Source organism: Lacibacter luteus, from assembly GCF_004118265.1.
Classification (GTDB): Bacteria; Bacteroidota; Bacteroidia; order Chitinophagales; family Chitinophagaceae; genus Lacibacter; species Lacibacter luteus.
The window spans coordinates 1704699-1729640 of sequence record NZ_SDHW01000001.1; the positions used below are offsets into that span (position 1 = coordinate 1704699).

A 24942-nucleotide genomic window follows, 5' to 3' on the forward strand; every position below is an offset into this window, starting at 1 on the left:
CTTTATAATTATTCGGTTCGTAAACTTTTTACAGGATTTGCAATAGCTGCGTAAATCGCTTTGTATGCAATAGTGATCAACGCTATTGAAAAGATGCAGCAGAAAAGAATGCACAACATCAACAGGTTTACACCCGGACTGTAAGCAAACAGGCTGATGAAGAAGTAACAAATTGCATAACCCACCGGCAAACCAATTCCTGCTGCAATAATGATCAGTTTTACAAAACTCTTCGACAGCTCTTTTACAATTACCGGAACTGATGCGCCCATTACTTTTCGTATACCGATTTCTTTTACTCTTTTTTCTGTGTGATAGGTTACAATACCCAGCAAACCCATCAATGCAATGATCAATACAACAACACAAAACATGCCCATAAACTTCATATCTCTGCCGGGGAAATAGCGGTCGTACATTTCTTTTTGATAATTGGAAAAAGCCAACTCTTCATGCGGATGATATTTTTTCCAGACCGCAGCTATCTCCGATTTAAACACCGCATCATCCACTTCTGTTTTTGTTTTAATACTTAACAGATGAAATTGCGAAGGGTTATACTGCAGCACTAATGGGTTTGTTGCAAACTGGTAAATATAATAGCAGAAATTTTTAACCACACCGTTAATGATCACTTCACGATCGTTATTCAACAGGATGGTTTTACCAACAGCTTCCTGCGGAGTACCAAGTCCGAGAGTAGTAAGTAATTGTTCATTTACCACTACAAAGTTTGAAACAGAATCGCCGTTAGATGCAGGTAAATTATTACCTGCTATAAACTGCAGCTGCATATTGCTGATGAACTCTGCATTGGCTGCATAATAACTTGCTTCTTTATTTTGCTCCTGTTTATTTTTTTTGATAGCAGCCTGTGCGGTAGTACCACCAAAAGCTGTTGACACCAAACCGATGCGTTCGATATTTTTATTTGCTGTCAGATCCTGCTGCAACAACCGATAATCACCTTTCACCGATACATTGTAAATATGTTTTCGATTGAAATTATCGTTATCAGTTGCCATATAGCGGAACTGGTTATAAAATGTAGCCATTACAAAAATGAAACAGGAACTTGCAACAAACTGAATTACTACAAGACTGTTGCGTAAACCCATTCTGCCGAATGTAGATGGAGCAATTGTTCCCTTCAACACTTTTGCCGGTTGAAAGCGTGAAAGGATGCGTGCCGGAATAGCGCCTGCCAATGCGCCAATGAAAATACTGAAGATGATAAACGTTCCCCACAATACAAACTGGTTATCTACTTTCCAGGTAAACCAGTTTACATAACTGAACTGCTCCATCAGCTTCAACACAATAAAGCCAAGTGCCAATGACAGCAACGCCACCAACACCGCTTCACAAATAAACTGTCCAACCAATTGATGACGCAATGCACCCGCAACTTTTCTTACGCCAACTTCTTTTGCACGACTGAGCGAACGTGCCAATGTTAGGTTTACATAGTTAAATCCCGCAAGTAACAGCAGTGCTAATGCAAATCCAAAGTTCACCGCAAGATCCAGGATCGACTCAACATAAGAATTGCCACGCAGATCGTCAAAATCGGGAGCAACCGATGTTATTGCCTGCTCTCGGAAAGTCAGATTTTCTTTTGTTGCATTTACAATAGACTTTGTATTGATCTTTGCTGCAACAGCTGTTAAAGCAGCATCAAGATTTGCTTTGTTTGCAGTTGGCTTCAACAGCACATAGGTAAATCCATTAAGGGATGTAAGTGCAGTATCTTTTGAAAACTTATTGTAGGTAGCCATCGACACCATTACATCGCTACGCAGATGTGTATTGCGTTTGTAGGGTTTTAATACACCTGTTACGGTAAAATCGCCGTAACCGGGATGCGTAAGCACTTTACCTACAGCTTCTGTTGTGCCAAAAAAAGCAAGTGCTTTTTCTTCGGTTAATACTAAACTGTTGGGTTCAACCGGTGCAGTGCCGGATGCCAGTTTAAATCCAAACACATCAAAAAAAGCCGGCTCTACATAGATGCTGTTTACATCGAGTGTTTTAATACGATTGTTCAGCTCCCATCCAAATTCACGCACAACAAAGATTGCTTTTTCAATCGACGGATAATCCTGTTTCAGTTGTTCGGCTACTGTTTGTGGCGATAAAGCATATTTGATTTTTCCACCAACATTATCTGTTACATCGGTAATAATGCGGTAGGTACGATCGGGATAAGGATGGAAATTATCATACTCATAGGCACTCTGCACCTGCATTAAACTCAGCAATGCAAAAGGTATTGCAAGTCCAAGCCCTAAAATGTTGATGATGGAGAATAATTTATTCTTCCACAAATTGCGCCACGCTACTTTAAAATAATTCCGGATCATTTTTGATAAGGTTCTTTTTACTGATGAGTTATTCTGTTCGTAAACTTTTAACCGGCTTAGCCAATGCTGCTCTTATGGCCTGGTACGAAACTGTAAGCAATGCCAGCAATACAATACCTGCTCCTGTAGCTGCAAACAACCACCAGCTGAGTGCAGCCCTGTAAGGATAATTCTGCAGCCACTTATCTGCAAGCAGCCATGCAACAGGTATGGCAATACAAAGTGAAACCAATACGAGCTGTAAAAAATCTTTCGACAAAGCCTTTACAATTGTTGTTACAGATGCGCCCAATACTTTTCGTACACCAATTTCTTTCAAGCGTTTTTCTGCTGACAATACCGATAACCCAAACAAGCCGATGCAGGAAATAAAAATGGTAAGAAAAGCACCAAACAATAACATCTTTTTCCATTTGGCTTCTGCTTCGTATTGGCGTTGGTTACTGATGTCTTTAAACTCGTAACTGTAAGGTTGTACAGGCAATAACCGTTTATAAACCTGTTCAACATATGGTAAGACAGCTGCTGCCGATCCTTCTTTAATACGTATAACTGCCAACCCGAAATTATTCTCGTCGTTACACAGCAACTGTGGTTTAATTACTTCGCTAAGTGCCGCATAGTGATGATCTTTCACCACACCCACAACCGTGTACTTCTTTTCTCTATACCAGAAATCAACCACCTGTCCAACAGGTTCTTTCCATCCGGCTGCTTTTACAAACGCTTCGTTCACCATTACTGCAGAACTTGTATCGGAAGTAAATGAACGGGAGAAGTTGCGTCCCTGCACAACAGGTATCTTATACAAAGGCAGATAATCAGCATCAACCCAATCCATCGTAAACTCAATTTCTTTATTGCCATTCACTCTTGCCAATGTTCCATTAAATCCGTTATTGCGGACAGCAACCTGTTCTACATTTGGATTTTTTAATAACTCCTGGCGAAAAACTGCAATTTCATTTTTTGAGATGTTGGGCACCGTAAGCACATGTTTATCGTTATACCCCAGATCTTTCGATACAAGAAAATGAAACTGCCTGTACATAACAGTTGTTGCTATAATAAGAAGAGTGGCTAAAGAGAACTGCAGTACCACTAACGATTTTTGTAAATAATTCTTTCCTGCTAACCGGAAACGATTGTATAATGTTTGCACGGGATTAAAACCTGAAAGCACCAACGCCGGATAAAATCCTGCCAAAAACCCTGTAACAAAAAACAATGCTGCATAGCCGCTTATCAATTGCAGATCGAACAGATAAGCAAGCGACAACGCTTTGTTGGAAAGATCGTTAAAGAAGGGCAGTAACAATTGTGCAATGCCCAACCCCAACACAAATGCAACAAAACAAATAATGTACGATTCGCCTAAAAACTGCGCAATGAGTTGGCGGCGATCGCTACCAACAACTTTGCGTACGCCAATTTCTTTTGCACGTTTTAACGAACGGGCTACTGTAAGGTTTACAAAATTGATACAGGCGATCAACAAAATAAACAATGCAATGCCCGACAGAATATAAGAATACATCGGATTGCTGGCGCCAACCATTCCGTTATCGGCACGATAATCCTTACTCAGGTGTATATCGGTATACGGTTGCAGCATGTATTCTGATTTGGCTTTGAAATTGTATTTCTCTGCCACTATCTTAATCATTTCCTTTGCATCTGTTTCATAAAACCGCATCATCTTTTTTTCTACCTGTTTTACATCTGCACCCGGTGCAAGTACAACAAATGTGTTAAGAAAGAAGTTGAACCAATTCATACGATCCGAAATTTCATCGGGCCGTAATTCCATTTTCGTGAGCATCTGAAACTTAATAGAAGAATTCTGCGGGCAATCTTTTGCAACGGCTGTAACAGTATATGGTTTAAATGTACCATTGCGTTGCAACTTTAATGTTTTACCAACTACATCTGCAGAACCAAAAAATTTACGGGCAACCGTTTCGCTCAACACTACAGCATCGGGTTGTTGTAAAGCTGTTTTACCATCGCCATGCAACAATGGAAACTGCATCATGGAAAAGAAATTACTATCTACAAAATGCGCTTCCTGCCCAAGCACTTCCGTTCCTTTTTTAATATTTACATAGTCGCCCTGGAAACGTACAAACGAAACTATCTCCGGTACGCCCGATGCAAAAGCAGGTCCGTGAAAACTGCCGGTGTTTCCGCTTTGCATTGCAATACTTCCATCCGGATTTACTTCTTTGCTTACAATACGGTAAATATTGTTTACACCGGGAAGAAAGCGATCGTAACTCACTTCGTCCTTTGTGTATAAAAGAATCAGCATGGCGCATGCAAGCCCCATACTCAATCCGGCAATATTGATGAACGAATACACTTTGTTCTTCGAAAAATTCCGGAAAGCTGTTTTTAGATAATTTTTAAACATAGTATGTACAGTTTTGCAGCGCCAACACACTGCAGATGATAAGGTTTATTGTGTTCGCAAACTTTTTACAGGATTTGCTATTGCAGCCTTAATTGCCTGGAAGCTGATCGTTAACAATGCAATGCCTATTGCCACAATGCCCGCTGCTGCAAATACCCACCACGACAATTGAACCTTGTAGGCAAAATTTTCGAGCCAGCGATACATCGCATACCACACAACCGGAACGGCAATTACAAATGCAATAAACACCAGTTGCAAAAAATCTTTTGATAATAAACGGGCAATAGTAAGCACGTTTGCGCCTAACACTTTACGTACACCTATTTCCTTTGTTCGTGCTTCTACTGTGTAGGTGGCAAGACCGAATAAACCAAGGCAGGCAATAATTATGGCCCACACCGATGCAGTAGTAAACAACTTACTGTATTGTTGTTCGGAAATGTATTGCTTGTTGAAATTGTCATTTGCAAAAAAATATTCGAACGGATTGTTGCGGAAGTAAGATTTGAACATTGTTTCCAGCTGTGCAACATTATCCTGTATTCTATCGGTTTGCAGACGCACTGTAAAATAAGCACTGTTACTTTGCGGATAAAAAATGATCGGATCAATTGCTTTTTGCAATCCGATATGATGATAATTTTTTACAACCCCTATTACCTGTAGTTTACGCTCATCCCACTGCACTTTTGTGTTTAATGCTTCTTCAGGCGATTTAAAGCCAAGTTCTTCAATTGCTTTTTCGTTCATCAGCACTTTATCATTGTCATTCCAATCAACCATTGTTTCTGCCTGTGTAAATGTGCGGCCTGCAGCTAAACCTATCTGGTAGGTGTTGAGATAACGATCATCGATCAACGCAAAAGAAAACGATTTCAACTCGTCACCTTTTCTTGAGCCGGGTTGCGAAAAACCTGATGTTGCAAAATTGTAACCATTGCCCGGCACACTTCCGCTAAGCGAATAATCTTTTACAAAACTTTGCTGTGCAATTGCATTGATGAAAGCGGTGCGTCGCATCTTGTAAGTGCTGTCTTTATCAACCTGTGGTCCACGGATAACAAGCAGCTGATCGGTATTAACACCCAGGTTTTTATTCTGCATATAATTCAACTGCCTGTATATAAAAGCAGTTGCCAACAGCAACCCAATTGAAATGGAAAACTGAAACACCACAAGCGATTTACGCAGCACAACAGCTTTGGTTGTTTTTACGAGCTTCCCTTTTAATGTTTCAACCGGATTAAAACCCGAAAGACTGTAAGCCGTATAAGCACCAGATAGCAAAGAACCGATAATAAGCAGCACCAACCCTGCAACCCATGCCGGTGTAGAGAGTAACGATGTAAACGTAAGTTCCTTTTCAATAATGGTATTAAACAGCGGCTGCAACAGGCGTACAATTAACAATGCCAAACCAAAACTGATCAGATTCACCAACATTGATTCGCCCAGAAACTGTAATACAAGCGACCCTCTTGAAGCACCTACCACCTTACGTACACCTACCTCGTTTGCACGCTTTAATGCATTGGCAGTTGAAAGATTAATATAGTTAAACCATGCTATTGCAAGAATAAGTATTGCGATGATGCTGAGGATATACACGTACTTTAAATTGCCGCTTGTTTGATAGGTATCGCTGAAGGATGCCGGCAGATGTACATTTGCAAATGGCTGCAACCGGAACACGAGACCATCTTTATCTTTTTTAAGTTCGTTGCGGAGCGTCGTTAATTTTTGTTCCAGCTTTTTATAATCTGCCGTTTCGTTTATTCTGAAATATGTATGAATGTATTGCGAACTGAGGTTATCTAACTGTGCCCAATCGTTATCGTTAAGATTAGCCGGATTACTTAATGTTTCAAGAGAGAAAACCATATCGTAACGGATATCTGAATTAACGGGTATATCGTATACCCCACTTACTGTATAATTTGCTTTTCCAAACTGGTTATACAGTGTAAGCGATTGGCCAACAGGTTCAGCTTTGCCAAAATATTTTTTTGCTGTTGCCGTCGATAAAAAAACAACATTCGGCTTTTTAAATGCAGCTGCACTTCCTTCCAAAACGTTGAAGCTGAAAAACTCAAAGAAATTTCCTTCTGCATATCCAACATTTGTTTCCCGAAACGGTTCTGCGTTTTCTGCATTACGCCGAACAATGCCTTGCCCTACTCCCTCTTCAAAGCGGCAGTACGCTTGTATTTCGGGAAAACGATCTTTTGCTTTTTGTGCCCAGCCCGGTTCCACCTGTGGCCATGTTTGTCCTTTCGGATCTTCGTTTAATAAACGATAGGTTGTTGCGATATTCTCATGAAACCCATTCACACTTTTTTCAAAACTTACATACTGCAGTATAAGTATGAATGCTGCAATGCCCATTGCCAGGCCTGCAATATTGATGAAACTGTACAGCTTGTTACGCCATAAGTTTCTTAAAGTTATTTTGAAATAGGTTTTGAGCATACCATATCGTTTTATTCGTTTCGTAAACTCTTTACAGGGTTCGTTAACGCAGCCTTAATTGCATGCGAGCTTACTGTGAGTACTGCAATGAGTAATGCAACAAATCCGGCTAAAGCAAATACCCACCAGCTGATGTTTACACGATAAGCAAAATCACGCAACCAGGTACTCATGGCCCACCATGCCACAGGAAAAGCAATGAGTGATGCAATACAAACCAGCTTTACAAAATCTTTTGAGAGCAATGTGGTAATACTTGTTACCGATGCGCCTAATACTTTACGCACACCAATTTCTTTTGTGCGTTGTTCAGCCATATATGCAGCCAAACCAAACAAACCCAGGCAGGCAATAAAAATGGCCAGCAATGCAAACGATAAAGCTACTTTACCAATACGTTGTTCTGCACGGTACATGTTATCGAACGAATCATCAAGAAACTGGTAGCTGAACGGCATATCGGGCGCCATGGTTTTCCATTTTGCTTCAATGTTTTTGATAAGTGCAGTTACATCGCCTGCCGATACTTTAAATGCTGTAGCCCATTTATTATTACCAAGCCGCATAGCAAGCGGACCAATATTCTGCCGTAACGATTCGAAGTTGAAATTTTTTACAACTGCTACGATCGTATACGAAATAATTTCGTTGGCATTACCGGTGGATGTATAAAGCTTTTTGCCAACAGGATCATCCATACCAATTAGTTTGGCAACTGCTTCATTAATAATAATGGCTGTTGTATCGGAGCCATACTCTTTCGAAAAATTTCTTCCTTTCAGCACTTCCATTCCCATCACCGGTATATAATCGTAATCAACATTCCATACCTGCATGTTAAAGCCATTCTTCTCATTCATTACTGCTTCGGTAGAAAATGTATTATCATTACGAGATGAGTTGCTTACAGGTAAATAACCTGCAAATGACGATGCTTTTACACCACTCATTTTCCCTACTTCGTTACGGAAAGCATCGGCCTTTGTGTTTAACGCCCATGTGCCGTTTACAATCAGCAACTGGTCTTTATTAAAACCGATCTTGGCATTTTGTATATAATTCAACTGGCGAAACACTACGATAGTACCAATGATGAGTACAATGGATGTAAAGAACTGGAATACCACCAATGCACTTCTGAAATTACTTCGGCTGAATGCTTTACCTGTTCTTCCTTTTAATACTGCAATAGGTTGAAAGGAAGAGAGGAAAAATGCAGGATACAAACCGGCCAGCACGCCTGTTACAACAGGCATCAACAACAGGAATAATAAATACCCTGGCTGCAGCAACATTTCTATACTTAAACTTTTTCCGGCAATGCTGTTGAAATAACCAACACTCAACCATACTAATCCAATGGCGATGATCAAACCAATAAACACCATCAATGTTGACTCTGTAAGAAACTGGCCGATCAATGATTTTTTTCCGGTGCCTAATACTTTGCGGATGCCCACTTCTTTTGCACGGTTAGCCGAACGGGCAGTAGAAAGATTCATAAAGTTTACACAGGCGATCAACAAAATAAACAATGCCACTGCCGAAAAAATATATACATACTGAATACTGCTGTTAACACCCAGCTCCGGAAAACGATCGGAGTACAAATGAATATCGAGCATGGGCATTAACGAATACTCAAGTTTGTTTCCTGTGCGTGCAAAATCTTCCATGCTGTTTATCTGCATAAACTGTTTTGCCTGCGGCAGAATATATTTATCAATCAGCTGCTTAAAGTTTTTATTAAAAGCTTTGTAATCGGCTCCGGGTTGCAATACAATATAGGTTTGAAAATTATGGCTCAGGAAATTGCCCCAGCCATATTCCACATTATCCATCGAAAAAAGAAAATCGTAATTGAAGTGTGCGTTCTGCGGCATGTCTTTAATTACAGCCGTTACTTTATACACGGTGTGTTTTTCGTCGTTTACTTCAATGCCTTTGCCCATTGCATCAACAGTGCCGAAATATTTTTTGGCAGCCGATTCACTTATTACAACTGTATTGGGTTCGTTTAATGCAGTTTTTGCATTGCCGGCAACAACAGGTAATGTAAACACATCAAAAATGGTTGAATCGGCATGCGCCACTTTTGTTTCTTCAATAAACGTTGTGCCCTTTTTCAACAGTTTCGATCCACTGGATGCATAAATTCTTGTAAACTGTTCTACCTGCGGATAATCTTTTTTGAGTGTAGCTCCCATAGGGTCGCTGCACACCGCAAGCCGGAGATCGGATCCGCCAAAACGGATGTCAGAATCAACCCGATAAATACGACTGGCCTTTGTGTTGTGTTTATCGTAACTGAGTTCATCCATTACATACATACTGATAAGGATGAAGCAAGCCAGTCCAACTGCTAACCCAACAATATTGAGCAGCGAAAATGTTTTATTCTTAAGGAGGTTTCGCCAGGCAACGACAATGTAATTCTTAAACATGATGATAGGTTTTATTCAGTCCGCAAACTTTTTACAGGATTTTGAGTAGCTGCTCTAACCGTATTAAAGCTGATGGTAACAAAGGCGATGATGATGGCTGTGAGTGCAACCAATACAAACATCCACCATTCAAGTTTAACACGATAAGGAAACGATTCGAGCCATTTACTCATGGCCAACCAGGATATAGGTGTGGCAATAAGCACAGCAATTAATACCAGCTTTAAGAAATCTTTGGAGATGAGGAATGAAAGCGTTGGCACATCGGCTCCCAATACTTTACGCACACCAATTTCTTTTACCCTTTGCTGAATAATGAGCAATACCATAGCCAGCAATCCGAGGCAGGAAAGTACAATAGAAATAATTGCAGCAATGCTGAACAGGAACGACATCATTTTTTCCTGCTTGTACCAGTTCTCTACATTCTCATCAACAAACGAACCTTTAAATTCCCGACCGGGTTCAAGTAAAGCCATCTCTCTTTGCAATGCATCCATTACAGCTTCCCTGTTTTGTGCATTGGTACGGATAAAGCAATACCGTACCGGTGTGTTTTTGGTATAGATCATTGCAAGCGGCTCTTTCTTTTCACGCAGGGAATACATATGAAAATCGGGTATAACAGCAACAATGTTCCATGCAGGTGCCCCGCTATCTACCAGTATATGCTGACCTATCAGTTGTTTTTCGTTAAACTGTTTTGCAGAACTTTCGGTAAGTATTACATGCTGCAAAGTATCTGCCGCATAACTCACATCAATATCATTTCCTTCAATTGGTTTTATGCCGAACGTTTGCAGAAAATCTGCATCAACAAAATTGATGTTGGTTGTAACGTTCGCTCCTTTATAGCCAAACGAATTGGTTAGCTTGGCAGAACTTCCATCGAGCCCTACACCAACATTGATGTGACTGCCCGAAACAGACAACACACCGGGATTGGAAGCTAAACGTGTACGGAGTTTTTCAATATTCTTTCTTCCGTTTTCGGGTTTATGAAACGGAATGCTGATGAGGTACTCCTGGTTTAAACCCAAATCGGCAGTTTGTAAATGTTTAAACTGTTGGTAGATGATGAATGTGCAACTGATCATAATACAGGCAATAACAAACTGCACTACAATTAATGCGCTGCGTATAAAACTTTTTCGCTTTAAGGTTACTTTTCCTTTTAATGTTTCCACTACCTGGAACTTACTCATCAACCACGAAGGATAGCCGCCTGCAATGAACGAAACGAAAAGCAATAAGCTGAATGCAAGCAAGAGAAACGCCGGTTCCAGCATCATCTCTGCCAATGGCATGCCGCCACCTGTTTGTTGCTGTATTACTGCTACCAGCACTTTTGCAAACAACATCGATAACACAAAAGCAACAAAGCAAAGCAGAAAACTTTCGCTCCACAATTGTGCAAACAAACCTTCTTTGGCTGCACCCAAACATTTACGCACACCAATTTCCCTGCTGCGTGTAAATGCATTAGCCAGATTAATGTTTACAAAATTGAAACAGGCTATGAGTATAATGAGCAATCCAACCAGCAGTATCACATATATTTCCGCTTTGTTTACTCCATTGCCCAAACCACTGATGCGTGGCGAAAAATGCAGCTCTGTTAACGAAAGTAAACGGGTGGCAAAAATATCGCCACGGTTATCGGGCTTTGCTCCTTCACGCTTCAGGCTTTCGTACCAACCGGGTAAATTTTTCTTGTTACATACAATCAACTGTTTCTCGGCCTGCTCCTGTGTTGCATTTTCTTTCAGCATTACAAAAACAGCATGGTGCTGATTATCCCAATTGTTTTTTTCCGATGCATAACTACCTGCGTTTTCTATACGGGCCAAAGCATCAAACCGAAGGCTGCTGTTGTTTGGAAAATTTTTAAGCACAGCAACAACCGTCATCTCTTTCAACTTACTACCGCTGTAAGGCGATTGAATTGTTTTACCAATTGGATCTTCATTACCAAAAATCCGCTTTGCAGCAGCTTCGGTCAATACAACATCGGTAAGATTGGTTAACGGGTTAGCAGCATTTCCTTTTGCAACAGGAAAGCTGAACATCTGCAGAAAATCTTCATCTACCAGCATGGTGCTGATGTCAACCTCTTTTTCTTTGTACACAACAAGGTTGCTTCCATATAAATAACGTGTTGCTTTATCAATAGCAGGAACTTCTGCTTTAAACATTGGCGCTGCAGGATAGCCAAATACATTTCCTATTTGCGAGCCCGACTCCCTGTTAAATACCTGGTAAGCCTGGAATATTTTTTTGCGGTTAGCATGGCTTTTATCGTAACTGAACTGTCCGTAAACAGCCAGCAACACCATAATGCCAATGGTGAAGCCGATAAACAAACCGGCGAGGTTAATACCTGTATGAAATTTGTTTTTAAACAAACTGCGCCAGGCTATTTTAATGTAGTTTTTTAACATGAGAATGATGATAAGGGTGATAAGGCTTAAGGTTATACCAGTATGTTTTCAGTAACCGTTTGTCCGTCGAGCATACGAATAATACGGTGACTGTATTTAGCATCATGCTCACTATGTGTAACCATGATGATGGTTGTGCCTTGCTCGTTTAAATCGGTAAGCAGCTGCATTACTTCGTTACCGTTTGATGAATCGAGGTTACCCGTTGGTTCATCGGCAAGAATTAATTTAGGTTTGTTAACAACGGCCCTTGCTACTGCCACACGTTGCTGCTGACCACCACTTAATTGCTGCGGATAGTGATTGCGGCGATGCATGATCTGCATTTTATCCAGCACTTCTTCTACACGTGTTTTACGATCGGCTGCTTTTACTCCGGTGTAGATGAGTGGAAGTTCTACGTTTTCAAAAACAGTGAGTTCATCAATAAGATTAAAACTCTGGAACACGAAGCCGATGTTATGTTTACGCAAATCGGCACGCTTCCGTTCGTTAAAGCCGGCTACTTCAATTCCATTGAACATAAAGCTGCCGCCATCAGCATCATCGAGCAAACCAACAATGTTTAACAAGGTTGATTTACCGCAACCGCTCGGGCCCATTATTGCAACAAATTCACCTTCCTTTATTTCAAATGAAAGTTTATTCAATGCCACCGTTTCCACTTCTTCGGTACGGTAATATTTCTCCAGGTTTGTAATCTTGATCATACTATGATATGGTTTTACTGTTTATTAAAGTAACATGTGATTAAAAGGAATCAGTTCTGTAAACGCAGGTGCAGCTTTCGTTTTTTGCATTGCCGCCTGTACTGTTTTGTTTTTATTGCAGGCGTTTGTTGGGGTTACCAATCCATCGCCCGCAAACAAGAAGAACAACAACAGAAATAAACTATTCGGTTTCATATTGCTTGTTTTTACTTTTTCAAAATCAACTCCTGCATAGCGCCGTAAGTTTCGTAACTGCTGGTTACTATTTTATCGCCGGGTTTTAACCCTTGTACTATTTCGTAATAGTCGGGGTTTTGGCGGCCCAACTGTATATCTACTTTGTAAGCTGTTTTACCGTTTTCACTTACTTTAAATATCCAGTTGCCACCTGTTTGCTGGTAGAAACCTCCCTTGGGTAAAAGCAATGCTTTTGTTTCATCGCTCAGCGCCAAACGTATTTGCAACGTTTGTCCACGACGGATGCTTTCCGGAACCGCACCGGTAAATTCCATATCAACCTGGAAGCGGCCATTCAACACCTGTGTATACACTTTTTTAATTTTCAGCTGATAGTTTTTACCGGCTACATCACAATTACCAACAAGACCAGTAAATATGCGGCTGATGTAATGCTCATCAATATCAACACGTACTTTAAAACCGCTCATTACATCTATCTGCCCTAAACGCTGACCTTTATTTTTGCTCTCACCAATTTCTGCATCAAGCGAAGTAAGCTGCCCGTCAACAGGAGCACGCACAATCAGATCGCCCACTTTTTTGCGCATGAGTGTAAGTGTGCGTTTCATTTGCTGATAGCTTTCTCCTGCCTGGTCAACCTGTTGCTTCATACTTACAGCATCGGTTTTCATGATCTGCTCCGTAAGCTTTTTCCTGCGCAATTGATAGTCGTATAAATTTTTACTGCTTTGGAATTCCTGTGCACCAATAACTTTTTGGTCGAAGAGTTTTTTGTTGAGGTTGTAAACACGTTCTGCTTCTTTCAATGCATTATCCACTTCCGCATCCTGGTTCTGGCGATTGATAGAATTTTGCTCGGCATTGTTTTTACTTATCTGCATTTGCGTTAACACATTAAACACCTGTGTTTCCTGGTTGGCCAACTGCAGTTCAAGATCGGTGTTGGATAAACGGAGAATGGGTTGATCTTTTTTCATCATAGCACCATCTTCCACATATTTTTCTTCTACACGACCACCTTCCATTGCATCGAGATAAATAGTGCTGATGGGTAACACCACACCATTAACCGGTATAAATTCCTGGAAGCTGCCTGTTTTAATTTCGCTGATGGTAATACGTTCGGTATCTACATTCAATCTCGATTTGCCCGAAGTAAAATAAATGCTGCCTGCTATTAACGCAACAATACCTGCTATACCTGCAATGGTTAAGAGGCGTTTGGTGCTCCATTTCTTTTTTGCTATAACTCTGTCCATGATTCTAAAATACGTTTCTGCTTGTATAACTGTTACAGAAAAACCACCCGGTTGGCTGAGGACCGGATGATCGGTCTGTTACAGTGAAAAGGTTTAATGATAAGGAACTGTCCGTTACCTGTGAAAGCCGTGCCAACTCATCTTATGTATGAAAATCAAGGCTTTACTGTATAGCCGTTGTTTTAACTGTTCGCTTTTGCAACAACAGGTGTACGGTTTTGATACAGTTTCTGTACAGCCATTTTTTTCTTAGTTATTTATTGTTAATGCTTTACGATTATGGTAAACTTGTGGCAGTGAAAGCAAAGCCGGCAGATTGTTATTGAGAAGCTGCTATTCACAATTCACTATTGACCATTCAGCAAATGAGTTTAAAAAATTCACGCATACTTGTTATTGATGATGATACCGATGTGCTCACAGCAGTGCGCCTGCTGTTGAAAACGGAAGTAAAAGAAGTAGTAACAGAAAAGAACCCGGAAAACATCCGTCACCTTTTATCGAAAAATGAGTTCGATCTTATTTTACTCGATATGAATTTCAACAGTACCATCCACACAGGTAATGAAGGTTTGTACTGGTTAAGAAAAATCAAAGAGTTTAATAACTCCCCTGCTGTGGTTATGATAACTGCTTATGGTGATATTGATCTGGCTGTGCGTTCGTTAAAAGAAGGTGCATCTGACTTTATGATAAAACCCTGGCACAACGAAAAACTCATCGGCACCATTGGCGAAGCCATTAAAAAACGAAACAGTTTAAAAACAAATACCAGTGCTGTAATACGTTCTGCCGATTCCATCATTGGCACACAACTGCTTGGCGAAAGCGAAGCAATGAATGATATTTTTTTGAAGATCGAAAAAATTGCACCTACCGATGCCAATGTGTTGATACTTGGTGAAAACGGTACGGGTAAAGATCTGATCGCACAGGCCATTCAGCAAAAATCGTTGCGCAACAACAAACCATTTATTAAAGTAGATGCCGGAGCATTAACTGAAAGCTTGTTTGAAAGCGAACTGTTCGGTCATAAAAAAGGAGCGTTTACCGATGCAAGAGAAGACCGCATCGGTCGTTTTGAAGCAGCAAACGGTGGTACAATTTTTTTAGATGAGATTGGCAACATCAACTTACAACAACAGGCCAAACTTTTATCTGTATTGCAAAACAGGCAGGTAATCAAACTCGGCAGCAACGAACCTGTGCCCATCGATATACGTTTGATCTGTGCAACCAATCTTCCTTTAGCTGAACTGGCAAACGAAGCACGCTTCCGGAAAGATCTTATCTATCGCATCAACACTGTAGAAATAACGGTACCTCCTTTGCGCAACCGCAAAGAAGATATTCAGCTGCTGGCACAACACTATGCCAATCTTTATGCAGATAAGTACATCAAACCAAAGATGGAACTGGATAAAAAAGCAGTTGAGAAATTAACGACCTATCATTTTCCGGGTAATGTGCGTGAACTTCAATACAGTATTGAGCGGGCAGTGATCATGGCCGATGGCGAATCGTTACAGGCCGACGATATTATTTTCTCTCCTATTGAAACAGCAAGACAGCAGGAAGATGAACAACACGATTTAAAATTAAGCAGCGTGGAAAAAAACACGATCCTGCGTGTAATTGAAAAACACAACGGCAACATTACCAAAGCTGCAAAAGAACTGGGTTTAACAAGAACAGCATTGTACAGAAGATTAACGAAGTATGATATTTAAACAATACGAAGGACGTTTATTGATACGTGTACTGCTCCTGTTTGTGGTAGTATCGTTTATTGCATGGTTGTTGGTGAACGCTTATTTTCTCTATATTATTTTTGTTGTGCCTGTTTTGTTATACCAGTTGTACGATTTGTATAGTTTATTAAAAAAAGCACAGGACGAAGTAAAAGAGTTTGCCGAAAGCGTACACTATCGTGATTTCTCCCGCTACTTTAATGTAAAGCAGGCACCTGCTGAGTTACAGCCTTTGCGTGCAGGTTTTAACGAAATCAACAGTACATTTAAAGTAATTACCAAAGAACGGGAAACGCAATATGTTTACCTGCAAAAAATATTAGAGTTGGTTGATACAGGTATTCTTTCATACGAAGTAAACGATGGAGAAATTGCCTGGATGAATGAAACGTTTAAACGCTTGCTGGGTATTCCTTATTTAAAAACCATTCATAGTTTAGAAAAAAGAGATGAACAGTTGTACAAAGAAGTGCTCTCTCTAAAATCCGGTGAGAACAGGATCGTAAAAGCAAATACCGACAAATCGGTATTGAAATTATTATTATCAGCAACTGCATTTCAAACCGATGGAAAAGTATTTAAACTGATTGCTTTTCAGAATGTAAACGAAGCTCTGGATGAAACAGAAGCACAGGCTTGGCGAAAGCTGCTGAGTGTAATGACGCATGAGATCATGAATTCTGTTGCACCGATTTCTTCCCTGGCCGATACATTAAAAAACCGTTTGCAGCTTTCTACCGCACATTTGCAAAACAACGACGGTTCTGTTGAAGATCTGGAGTTGGGTATCGAAACCATCAAACGCCGCAGCGAAGGTTTGCTGAAGTTTGCAGAAACATACCGCAACCTCAACAAGATCACCACACTCAATGTAAAAAAAATACAGGTGCTGGATCTTTTCGAAAACCTGCACCAGTTAATGCAGCCCACACTCGAACAAAAAAATATTGAGCTGGAAATTATTTTAAAAGATCCGGCTATTGCATTGGAAGTAGATATGCATTTAATTGAACAGGTGCTTATCAATCTTTTGGTGAATGCTATCGAAGCTGTAAAAGATAAAACCGAACCACGTATTGTTTTATCGGCTTACGAATCGGGCGATCATAAAACAGTTATTAAAGTTGCAGACAATGGTGTGGGTATGGATGAAGAAGTGATGGACAAGATCTTTATCCCATTCTTCAGTACACGAAAAACAGGCAGTGGCATCGGGCTAAGCCTTTGTAAACAGATTATGTTACTGCACAAAGGAAGTATACAGGTACAAAGCCGCCCCGGCGAAGGCACTGCATTTATGCTGCTGTTCTGATCTTCATTCACCTGTTTTCAACAACAACCCCTCTTCATGTTTTGGTAACATTCAAATAATGTTACGTTAACAATGCGCTGCTACCATTGCCGTTCTAAACTCTTACACAATGAGAAAATTAAGTTTCCTTTTCGGCAGTCTTGTATTGTTTGCAAGCTGTGCGAAAGAAGGATTAAAGAACGGCGCAACAGATAAATCTGCACAGATCTCTGCCCGCCAGGAATCCACAACGTTTAACGAAGTTGGAAGTATTAATGTAGGTGGCGCAGGTGCTGCAGAAATAAGTGCTTACGATGCAGCAACTAAAAAATTGTTTGTAGTTAATAACAGCGCAGGCAACAATCGTATTGAAGTGCTCGACATCAGCAACCCGGCTGCTCCTGTTATTACCGGCAACATTAATATTGCAGTTTACGGTGGTTTTGTAAACAGTGTTGCCGTAAGCGATGGCAAACTTGCTGCTGCTATTGAAGCAACAGATAAAGTAAGCGCAGGTAAAGTTGCAGTTTTCAATACAACTACGCATGCAGCCATTGCAGCTGTAACAGTTGGTTCGTTGCCCGACATGGTTACGTTTACACCCGACGGCAAATTTATTCTTACTGCCAACGAAGGCGAACCGAATGATGCCTACACAATTGATCCGTTAGGTACAGTTTCAATTATCAGCATTGAAGATGATTATGCAGTAACAACTCTCGACTTCAGCAAATTTGCATCGCAGGCAATTGCACTTAAAGCAAAAGGTTTCCGTTTGTTTGGCAAAAATGCCAGCTTCGAACAGGATGTAGAACCTGAATACATTGCAGTTTCTACAAACAGTAACACTGCCTGGGTAACGTTGCAGGAAAACAATGGCATTGCCAAGATCGATCTTACAACAAAAACCATTACAGATATTTTTCCTTTAGGTTTTAAAGATTATAACAACCCTTCCAACAGCATTGATCCAAGCGACCAGGATAATAAAATTGCCTTTGGCGCATGGCCGGTAAAAGGTATTTACTTACCGGATGCCATTGCTGTAAACAGTTTTAATGGTACTCCGTTTCTTTATACAGCTAACGAAGGCGATGTGAGAGAGTGGGCAGGCTTAACACCAGTTGAAGTGCGTCGTGCAGGCCATGCATCTGTTGTATTAGATCCTGTTGCATTCCCTAACGCAGCTGCATTAAAAACAAATGCACAGTTGGGTCGCCTAAACATTACAACTACTTTAGGTGATACGGATGGTGATGGTGATTTTGATGAACTGTATTCGTACGGTGCACGTTCGTTCAGCATCTGGAATGGCTTAACTGGTGAGTTGGTATTCGACAGCAAAAACCAGATCGATACCAAAGCTGCCGAAATGGGTAAGTATGTTGACAGCCGCAGCGATGATAAGGGTTGCGAGCCGGAAGGCATTACACTGGGTCGTGTTGGTAACAACAATTTATTGTTTGTTGGTTTAGAAAGAGCAAACGCAGTGATGATCTATGATGTAACAAACCCCATTAAACCAAAATACCTGCAATGGTTAAACACAGGTGTTGCGCCCGAAGGTGTATTGTTTGTATCGGCCGATAAAAGTCCGAACGGCAAAAGCCTGTTTATTGCGAGCAGCGAAACAGATGGCTTTGTAAAAATTTATACAACCAATTAATCCTGTTTGTACATAAAAGAAAATGCCACGCAAAGCGTGGCATTTTCTTTTAGTAACATTTTTTATTTCTGTGGTTCGAGCAGTTTAAAGAACTGATCGAGTTGTGGCAGAATAACAATACGTGTTCTTCTGTTTGTTGCTTTTCCTTCTTTGGTATCGTTACCTGCAATAGGTTTGTATTCGCTACGACCGGCCGCTGCCATCTTCGCAGGATCCAACCCGTATTCCTTCTGTAACAAACGCACGACCGTTGTTGCACGCTTCACACTCAAATCCCAGTTGTCAACCAATACGCCGTTTCCTTTGTAGGGAACATCATCTGTGTGACCTTCAACCATAAATTCAATATCGGGTTGATTTTTTAATACAAGTGCTACTTTACCCAACACTTCTTTTGCACGATCGGTAATGGTATAACTTCCGCTCTTAAAGAGCAGCTTATCCGAAATATCAATGTACACAACACCTTTATCAACTTTAATGTTGATGTCTTCATCTTCAATATTGCCGATAGCCCCTTTCAGGTTCATTACAAGTGCCATGTTGAGCGAATCTTTGTACGCCATTTGCTGCTGCAGTGTTTGGATGTATGCGTCTTTAGCACCAATATTCTGCAAGGATTGTTTAATACTTTCGGCTTGCTGTTTTGAAATAACAGAAAGATTCTCGAGCTGCTGCAGTGTAGCCGTATAATTCTGTTTGATGAGTTCAATTTCACGGTTCAGATCGGCGATCTTTTTATTCAGCTCATTCTTATCCTGAATTAAACCTGCTTTTTGATTGTTACAATCGGCCAGCGATCCTTCCAGTGTTTGATAACGTGTTTGCAATAATGCATAATCCGCCTGTGACTTTTTAAACTTTTTACTGCTAACGCAGGAACTAAACAGCAATGCGGCAGCGGCAAGAGCTACCATGTAATTCATTTTCATAATGTTGATTTTAAAAACAAAAAATAGTCAGGATGTTTTTTACAGGCACAACGCTTTCCTTTCGGGGCCACGAAGGTAGGCGCACAGCTAATAGTACTGTTTCAGAGAAATGTTAATATCCCTGCACCATTAAAAGCCTGTCATCTTTCTATGTAGTTATTAAAAACCCTGCCAAAAACGAAGAGAAGGTTAAAATTGCATCTCAGGAATCGTTCCTTCAACAATTAAACGGCCTGCTGTTTTGGTAACAATTTCCTGCACAGATACACCGGGAGCCCGTTCCAGCAGTTTAAAACCATCGGCTGTAACATCGAGCACTGCGAGATCGCTTACAATTTTTTTTACGCAACGTTTACCCGTTAACGGTAGCGAGCATTGCGGCAACAATTTGCTTTCGCCTTTCGGGTTGGTATGCATCATTGCTACGATAATATTTTTTGCACTGGCAACAAGATCCATTGCACCACCCATGCCCTTCACCATTTTGCCGGGGATTTTCCAATTGGCAATATCACCTTCATCACTTACTTCCATGGCACCAAGTACAGTAAGATCAACTTTGCCTGCACGGATCATTCCGAAACTCATTGCACTATCAAAAAAAACAGAGCCGGGTAATGTAGTGATGGTTTGCTTACCTGCATTAATGAGATCGGGATCTTCTTCTCCTTCAAACGGAAAAGGCCCCATGCCCAGCAAACCATTTTCACTTTGCAGTTCTACATGAATACCTTGCGGAATATAATTTGCAACCAATGTTGGAATACCAATACCAAGATTTACATAGTAACCATCTTTTAATTCCTGCGCAATGCGTTGTGCAATTTGTTCTTTTGAGAGAGCCATATGAGCAATTTGAAAATTAGATAATTTGAAAATTTGAAAATTGTCTGCTCACGTCAACCACCATTATTTCATTTTCAAATTTTCAAATTGCCTCATTATTAAATTTGTTTTCTTGTAGTTTTTTGTTCAATCCGTTTTTCATAATTCATTCCCTGGAAAATGCGGTGTACATAAATACCCGGAGTATGGATCGCATTAGGATGTAAGATGCCCGGCTCTACCAACTCCTCCACTTCTGCAATGGTAATTTTTCCGGCCATTGCCATCAGCGGATTAAAGTTGCGGGCCGTTTCTTTATAAATAAGATTGCCCATTTTATCGCCTTTCCATGCTTTTACAATAGCATAATCGGCATCAAATGCATATTCAAGTAAATAATCTTTCCCGTTAAAATTCCGTACTTCTTTTCCTTCGGCTACTTCTGTACCAACACCGGCCGGCGTATAAATAGCCGGCATGCCATAGCCGGCAGCCATGCAACGTGTAGCTAATGTTCCCTGCGGTATTAACTCCACTTCCAGTTCGCCACTTAATAGCTGGCGCTCAAACTCTGCATTCTCGCCTACATAAGACGAAATCATTTTCTTCACCTGCTTTTGCTGCAGCATTAAACCTATACCAAAATCATCTACACCTGCATTGTTGGAAATACAAGTGAGTTGTTTGGTTCCTTTAGTTACCAAAGCCGCTATACAATTTTCGGGAATGCCGCACAAACCAAACCCACCAAGCATGAGGGTTGCGCCATCGGCAATGTCTTTGATGGCTTCATGTGCATCAGCAACAACTTTGTTCATTGCAATCGTATTTGATTGCAAGATAAGAGAAGAACGTAAATGAATGTTCGTTAAAATGGAATATGCAAGCTGCCCTGCTTATGCAGCAGCAAGGTATTCTTTCAATTCCTGCAATACAACCTGCACCGACGAATCGATCTCAGCAATAAGATGTTTCATCTGTTCACGTTCGGTATTTTTCGAAATATCTCCTTTCTCAATCTGGATAACCTTACTGGATACATGCTCGTTTACACCCAATATCTTTAAGGTCGATTTCATGTTGTGTGCAGTTGCTTTGATGAGGGCTTGATCTTCTGCAGCAAAAGATTCCTGTAATCGTTTTACTTCGCCAGGTAAAAAATCAAATGCTTTGTTCAGCAGATCCTGAATGCTTTCCTTATTACCACCCGTTAAGCGATGCAGGTAATCGATGTTCACCAGCTTAAGATGAGTGTTTAACTGAATTGCAGGTTGCGTATTCCAATCGTTGTAATGGTTTAACAGTTCGAGTAATTTGCGCTCATCAACCGGTTTGGTTAAATAAGCATTCATACCGGCACTAATAGCATTCTGCTGTTCAATACTTTGGCAAAAGGCACTTAACCCGATAACCGGAGTCTGGAGACTTAATTCTGCTCTTATTTTTTTCGTTGTATCAATACCGCTAAGACCGGGCATTTGTATATCCATCAAAATAAAATCGTAGGCCTTCTGCTTCAGCATTTGCAATGCTGCAACGCCACTGTCTGCTTTATCAAAAATAAACTGATGCTCTGCAAGCAGATAACCCATCAGGTCACGGTTCATTTCGTTATCATCAACAATGAGGATTTTCTTTTGTATTAGCCTTTCATTACAAATGATTGCTGTTTCTTCTTTCTGCTCATCCACTGTTGTAATAGCAAACGGCAGCAACAAATTAAATTGTGTTCCTGCTCCGGGCGTTGAGAACACTTCAATTTCGCCGCCCTGCATTTCTACCAACTGTTTTACAATTGGCAAGCCCAAACCCGTACCATAATATTTTTTTGATGTTTTACTTTCTATCTGGTAGAAACGTTCGAACACATACGGCAACTTTTCTTTATCAATACCAATACCGGTATCCTGTATAGTAAATTGTACCCAGGCTTTATCGCCTGTTTGTTTTATTACTGATGCGGAAACAGAAACCGATCCCTGTTCGGTAAACTTGATAGAGTTGCCGGTAAGATTCACTAATATCTGCATCAGCTTTTTTTCATCGCCCAACACATGTGCAGGCACACGCTCATCGGTATGGATATGCAACAACAGGTTTTTACTTTCTGCACGGTTCTGCAATACATTATTCAAATTAGATAATACCTGTTTTACACTAAATGCATCATTCGAAAACTGAAAATGGCCCGATTCGAGTTTTGAATAATCCAACACATCGTTGATTACTTCCATTAACAAATTACCCGACACTTTCATTGAATTGATCCACTGCGTTGTTTCGGCAGTATGTTGCTTTTTTAGCAACAGGTTGGTATATCCAATTATAGAATTTAACGGTGTACGTAATTCGTGTGTAACATTGGCAATAAACTGATCTTTTACCAGCTGCGCCTGTTTCTCTTTTTGAATGGCAATTGAAAGCCTGTTGTTAAGCCTGTTTGTTTCGATTATTTTATATAACACAACAAACGCAATGGCCGACATAAAAATGAGTGAAAAAAGATTCCATTTTTTATCGAGCTGAAGCAACTCGTTTTTCTCGTTGCTGATGGTATTATTTAACTGGGCAATTCTTGCACCTAATGCAGCAAGTACTTCCTGCTCACCTAATGTTATTTCCTTAAAGGATTTTTTGTACTCTGCACTGCCAAGTACAAGCATTGCTTCTTCCTTGCCCTGTTCGTCGTACACATGCAGCGTTTCTTTATTAAATTCAATACGGTTGGATGCTTTGTGTACAAACAGGTTTACAAGATATTTTGGCACATACCTGTCATACGTCTCCCGCACTTTGGTAAGGCTGCTTTCTACTTCTGTACGGTTTTTTGTAAAAGCATCCCGTTTTACCGGATCGCCTGATTCGATGTATTGTTCGAGAAGATGATCGTTTTGTGTTATGAGAAATGTAGCCTTTTCAATTGCCTGCTGGTAACGCTGGTGCATAATAACCGAATCGGTTTGTGCGGTATGATCTTTTACAGAATCGAACACACCCGATTCTACAAAATAATTAAAGCCGATAGCGGTTAAAAGAATTACTGCAATACCAATAAATGTGACGAGCTGTTTAAAGCGGGGATTAGACAATACAGAGCGCAAGCCTGGTTTCATAGTTTTGGATTTGGATACGGTACTGAAAAATTACGCTTAATCTTTTTTACAGGCAATATTGCATTGCATGTTTTTTCCCTATACCCTGCTCGTAAAACTACGAACGGAAATTAACGAACAATGCGCCAACACCAACGTTGCAGCTTGCCTTCAAAATCGAAAGTTGTTGTTGCTTTGGTGATGTCTTTAATGGTTGTTGCTGCTATCTCGTCTTGCTTCAACTCAAATTTCCGTGCATTATTGCTGAAGTATAAAATACCTCCCGGCTTCATTGCACGAAGTGTTTTGTTGATGAGTTCAACATGATCTTCCTGTATATCGAGGAAGTCTTTCATTTTTTTACTGTTGCTGAAAGTTGGCGGATCCATTACCACCACATCAAATGTATTGGGTGTTAATGTATCGAGGTATTGCTTTACATCTGCCACTACAAAGCGAAACTTTTTGTGATCCACAAAATAGTTGGCTTCAAAATTCCGCTTTGCCCAATCGATATAGGTATTCGACAGATCTACAGTAACCACTTCTGCCGCACCGCCTGCTGCTGCATACACACTAAACGAACCGGTGTAGGCAAAAAGGTTGAGCATTTTTTTGTCCTTTACTTCATCCATTACCATTTTACGTGTTGTGCGATGATCGAGAAATAAACCGGTATCTAAATAATCGGATAAATTAACCAAAAAGTTTAAGCCGTTTTCCTTTACTTCAAAGAACTCCTTTTCCTCTGCTGTTTTCTGGTATTGCGACTGGCGGTTACTTTTTCTGCGACGTTCTTTTGTATAAATATCATCTTCAGGAATAGTCAATACACTGCTGATCACTTCCACGGTTCCTTCAAGCCACTCCTGGTGTTCTTCTTCGGTAAGATGATGTTTTGCTTTGTATTCACTTACACAAACACGTGTATCGTACACATCAATACTTACCGGAAACTCCGGCAGATCTTTATCGTATAACCGATAGCAGGTAATGCCCATACGCCGTGCCTGTTTCTCCCGGTGTTTATACACTTTGGAGAGGCGGTTTTGAAACATTTGTAATTTATCTGAAAGCATGAT

The 24942-nt window shown here is 40.5% G+C and carries 16 protein-coding genes; 3 read left to right on the forward strand and 13 right to left on the reverse strand.

The window, feature by feature from the left end; genetic code table 11:
- Positions 1-8: 8 nt before the first annotated feature.
- From ESA94_RS06765 to ESA94_RS06795, 8 genes are read right to left on the reverse strand one after another with little or no spacing between them, the layout of a single operon-like run.
- Positions 9-2363 carry an ABC transporter permease gene (locus tag ESA94_RS06765; RefSeq protein ID WP_129130065.1) on the reverse strand — a complete coding sequence of 785 codons (2355 nt, stop codon included), beginning with the start codon at positions 2361-2363 and terminating at the stop codon, positions 9-11.
- Between the two features lie 28 nt (positions 2364-2391).
- Positions 2392-4776, reverse strand: coding sequence for an ABC transporter permease (locus ESA94_RS06770; RefSeq protein ID WP_129130066.1), 2385 nt, complete (start codon positions 4774-4776; stop codon positions 2392-2394).
- A gap of 45 nt (positions 4777-4821) precedes the next feature.
- A complete protein-coding gene (locus ESA94_RS06775; RefSeq protein ID WP_129130067.1) occupies positions 4822-7248 on the reverse strand; it encodes an ABC transporter permease in 2427 nt (808 codons plus the stop codon).
- Between the two features lie 11 nt (positions 7249-7259).
- Positions 7260-9692: an ABC transporter permease gene (locus ESA94_RS06780; RefSeq protein ID WP_129130068.1), complete on the reverse strand. Its 2433-nt coding sequence runs from the start codon at positions 9690-9692 to the stop codon at positions 7260-7262.
- 11 nt (positions 9693-9703) lie between these two features.
- Complete coding sequence (locus ESA94_RS06785) at positions 9704-12133, reverse strand: ABC transporter permease (protein ID WP_129130069.1); 2430 nt, start codon at positions 12131-12133, stop codon at positions 9704-9706.
- A 32-nt stretch (positions 12134-12165) separates the two neighbouring features.
- Positions 12166-12843, reverse strand: a complete 678-nt coding sequence (locus ESA94_RS06790; RefSeq protein WP_129130070.1) for an ABC transporter ATP-binding protein — start codon at positions 12841-12843, stop codon at positions 12166-12168.
- A 24-nt stretch (positions 12844-12867) separates the two neighbouring features.
- Complete coding sequence (locus ESA94_RS21380) at positions 12868-13038, reverse strand: hypothetical protein (protein WP_164972666.1); 171 nt, start codon at positions 13036-13038, stop codon at positions 12868-12870.
- Positions 13039-13049: 11 nt separating this feature from the next.
- Complete coding sequence (locus ESA94_RS06795) at positions 13050-14303, reverse strand: efflux RND transporter periplasmic adaptor subunit (RefSeq protein ID WP_129130071.1); 1254 nt, start codon at positions 14301-14303, stop codon at positions 13050-13052.
- A 365-nt stretch (positions 14304-14668) separates the two neighbouring features.
- On the opposite strand from ESA94_RS06795, the gene ESA94_RS06800 reads away from it, so the two are divergent.
- The 3 genes from ESA94_RS06800 to ESA94_RS06810 all read left to right on the forward strand — a co-directional run bounded on the left by ESA94_RS06800 (position 14669) and on the right by ESA94_RS06810 (position 19011).
- Positions 14669-16033 carry a sigma-54-dependent transcriptional regulator gene (locus ESA94_RS06800; protein ID WP_129130072.1) on the forward strand — a complete coding sequence of 455 codons (1365 nt, stop codon included), beginning with the start codon at positions 14669-14671 and terminating at the stop codon, positions 16031-16033.
- Positions 16023-17366 carry a sensor histidine kinase gene (locus tag ESA94_RS06805; protein ID WP_129130073.1) on the forward strand — a complete coding sequence of 448 codons (1344 nt, stop codon included), beginning with the start codon at positions 16023-16025 and terminating at the stop codon, positions 17364-17366. Before ESA94_RS06800 ends, ESA94_RS06805 begins: the two co-directional genes overlap by 11 nt.
- Positions 17367-17475: 109 nt before the next feature.
- Positions 17476-19011: a choice-of-anchor I family protein gene (locus ESA94_RS06810; protein ID WP_129130074.1), complete on the forward strand. Its 1536-nt coding sequence runs from the start codon at positions 17476-17478 to the stop codon at positions 19009-19011.
- Between the two features lie 62 nt (positions 19012-19073).
- Here ESA94_RS06810 and ESA94_RS06815 read toward each other — a convergent pair whose 3' ends face one another.
- From ESA94_RS06815 to ESA94_RS06835, 5 genes are all read right to left on the reverse strand, one after another.
- A complete protein-coding gene (locus tag ESA94_RS06815; RefSeq protein WP_129130075.1) occupies positions 19074-19943 on the reverse strand; it encodes an OmpA/MotB family protein in 870 nt (289 codons plus the stop codon).
- 189 nt (positions 19944-20132) lie between these two features.
- A complete protein-coding gene (locus ESA94_RS06820; RefSeq protein ID WP_129130076.1) occupies positions 20133-20789 on the reverse strand; it encodes a CoA transferase subunit B in 657 nt (218 codons plus the stop codon).
- 98 nt (positions 20790-20887) lie between these two features.
- Positions 20888-21586, reverse strand: a complete 699-nt coding sequence (locus ESA94_RS06825; RefSeq protein WP_129130077.1) for a CoA transferase subunit A — start codon at positions 21584-21586, stop codon at positions 20888-20890.
- Positions 21587-21664: 78 nt separating this feature from the next.
- Entirely contained in the window at positions 21665-23881 is a 2217-nt protein-coding gene (locus ESA94_RS06830; protein WP_129130078.1) for an ATP-binding protein, read from the reverse strand.
- Positions 23882-23991: 110 nt separating this feature from the next.
- Positions 23992-24918 (reverse strand): class I SAM-dependent methyltransferase, encoded by a 927-nt coding sequence (locus ESA94_RS06835; protein ID WP_240671002.1) that lies wholly within the window; start codon positions 24916-24918, stop codon positions 23992-23994.
- Positions 24919-24942: the final 24 nt, after the last annotated feature.

What these genes read in the sequence shown, in the direction of transcription:
- ESA94_RS06810 (WP_129130074.1), top strand. Translation starts at nt 17,476, where the DNA reads ATGAGAAAATTAAGTTTCCTTTTCGGCAGTCTTGTATTGTTTGCAAGC.
- ESA94_RS06835 (WP_240671002.1), bottom strand. Translation starts at nt 24,918, where the DNA reads ATGTTTCAAAACCGCCTCTCCAAAGTGTATAAACACCGGGAGAAACAG.
- ESA94_RS06790 (WP_129130070.1), bottom strand. Translation starts at nt 12,843, where the DNA reads ATGATCAAGATTACAAACCTGGAGAAATATTACCGTACCGAAGAAGTG.
- ESA94_RS06830 (WP_129130078.1), bottom strand. Translation starts at nt 23,881, where the DNA reads ATGAAACCAGGCTTGCGCTCTGTATTGTCTAATCCCCGCTTTAAACAG.
- ESA94_RS06800 (WP_129130072.1), top strand. Translation starts at nt 14,669, where the DNA reads ATGAGTTTAAAAAATTCACGCATACTTGTTATTGATGATGATACCGAT.
- ESA94_RS06765 (WP_129130065.1), bottom strand. Translation starts at nt 2,363, where the DNA reads ATGATCCGGAATTATTTTAAAGTAGCGTGGCGCAATTTGTGGAAGAAT.
- ESA94_RS06795 (WP_129130071.1), bottom strand. Translation starts at nt 14,303, where the DNA reads ATGGACAGAGTTATAGCAAAAAAGAAATGGAGCACCAAACGCCTCTTA.
- ESA94_RS06775 (WP_129130067.1), bottom strand. Translation starts at nt 7,248, where the DNA reads ATGCTCAAAACCTATTTCAAAATAACTTTAAGAAACTTATGGCGTAAC.
- ESA94_RS06770 (WP_129130066.1), bottom strand. Translation starts at nt 4,776, where the DNA reads ATGTTTAAAAATTATCTAAAAACAGCTTTCCGGAATTTTTCGAAGAAC.
- ESA94_RS06805 (WP_129130073.1), top strand. Translation starts at nt 16,023, where the DNA reads ATGATATTTAAACAATACGAAGGACGTTTATTGATACGTGTACTGCTC.
- ESA94_RS06815 (WP_129130075.1), bottom strand. Translation starts at nt 19,943, where the DNA reads ATGAAAATGAATTACATGGTAGCTCTTGCCGCTGCCGCATTGCTGTTT.
- ESA94_RS21380 (WP_164972666.1), bottom strand. Translation starts at nt 13,038, where the DNA reads ATGAAACCGAATAGTTTATTTCTGTTGTTGTTCTTCTTGTTTGCGGGC.
- ESA94_RS06785 (WP_129130069.1), bottom strand. Translation starts at nt 12,133, where the DNA reads ATGTTAAAAAACTACATTAAAATAGCCTGGCGCAGTTTGTTTAAAAAC.
- ESA94_RS06825 (WP_129130077.1), bottom strand. Translation starts at nt 21,586, where the DNA reads ATGAACAAAGTTGTTGCTGATGCACATGAAGCCATCAAAGACATTGCC.
- ESA94_RS06780 (WP_129130068.1), bottom strand. Translation starts at nt 9,692, where the DNA reads ATGTTTAAGAATTACATTGTCGTTGCCTGGCGAAACCTCCTTAAGAAT.
- ESA94_RS06820 (WP_129130076.1), bottom strand. Translation starts at nt 20,789, where the DNA reads ATGGCTCTCTCAAAAGAACAAATTGCACAACGCATTGCGCAGGAATTA.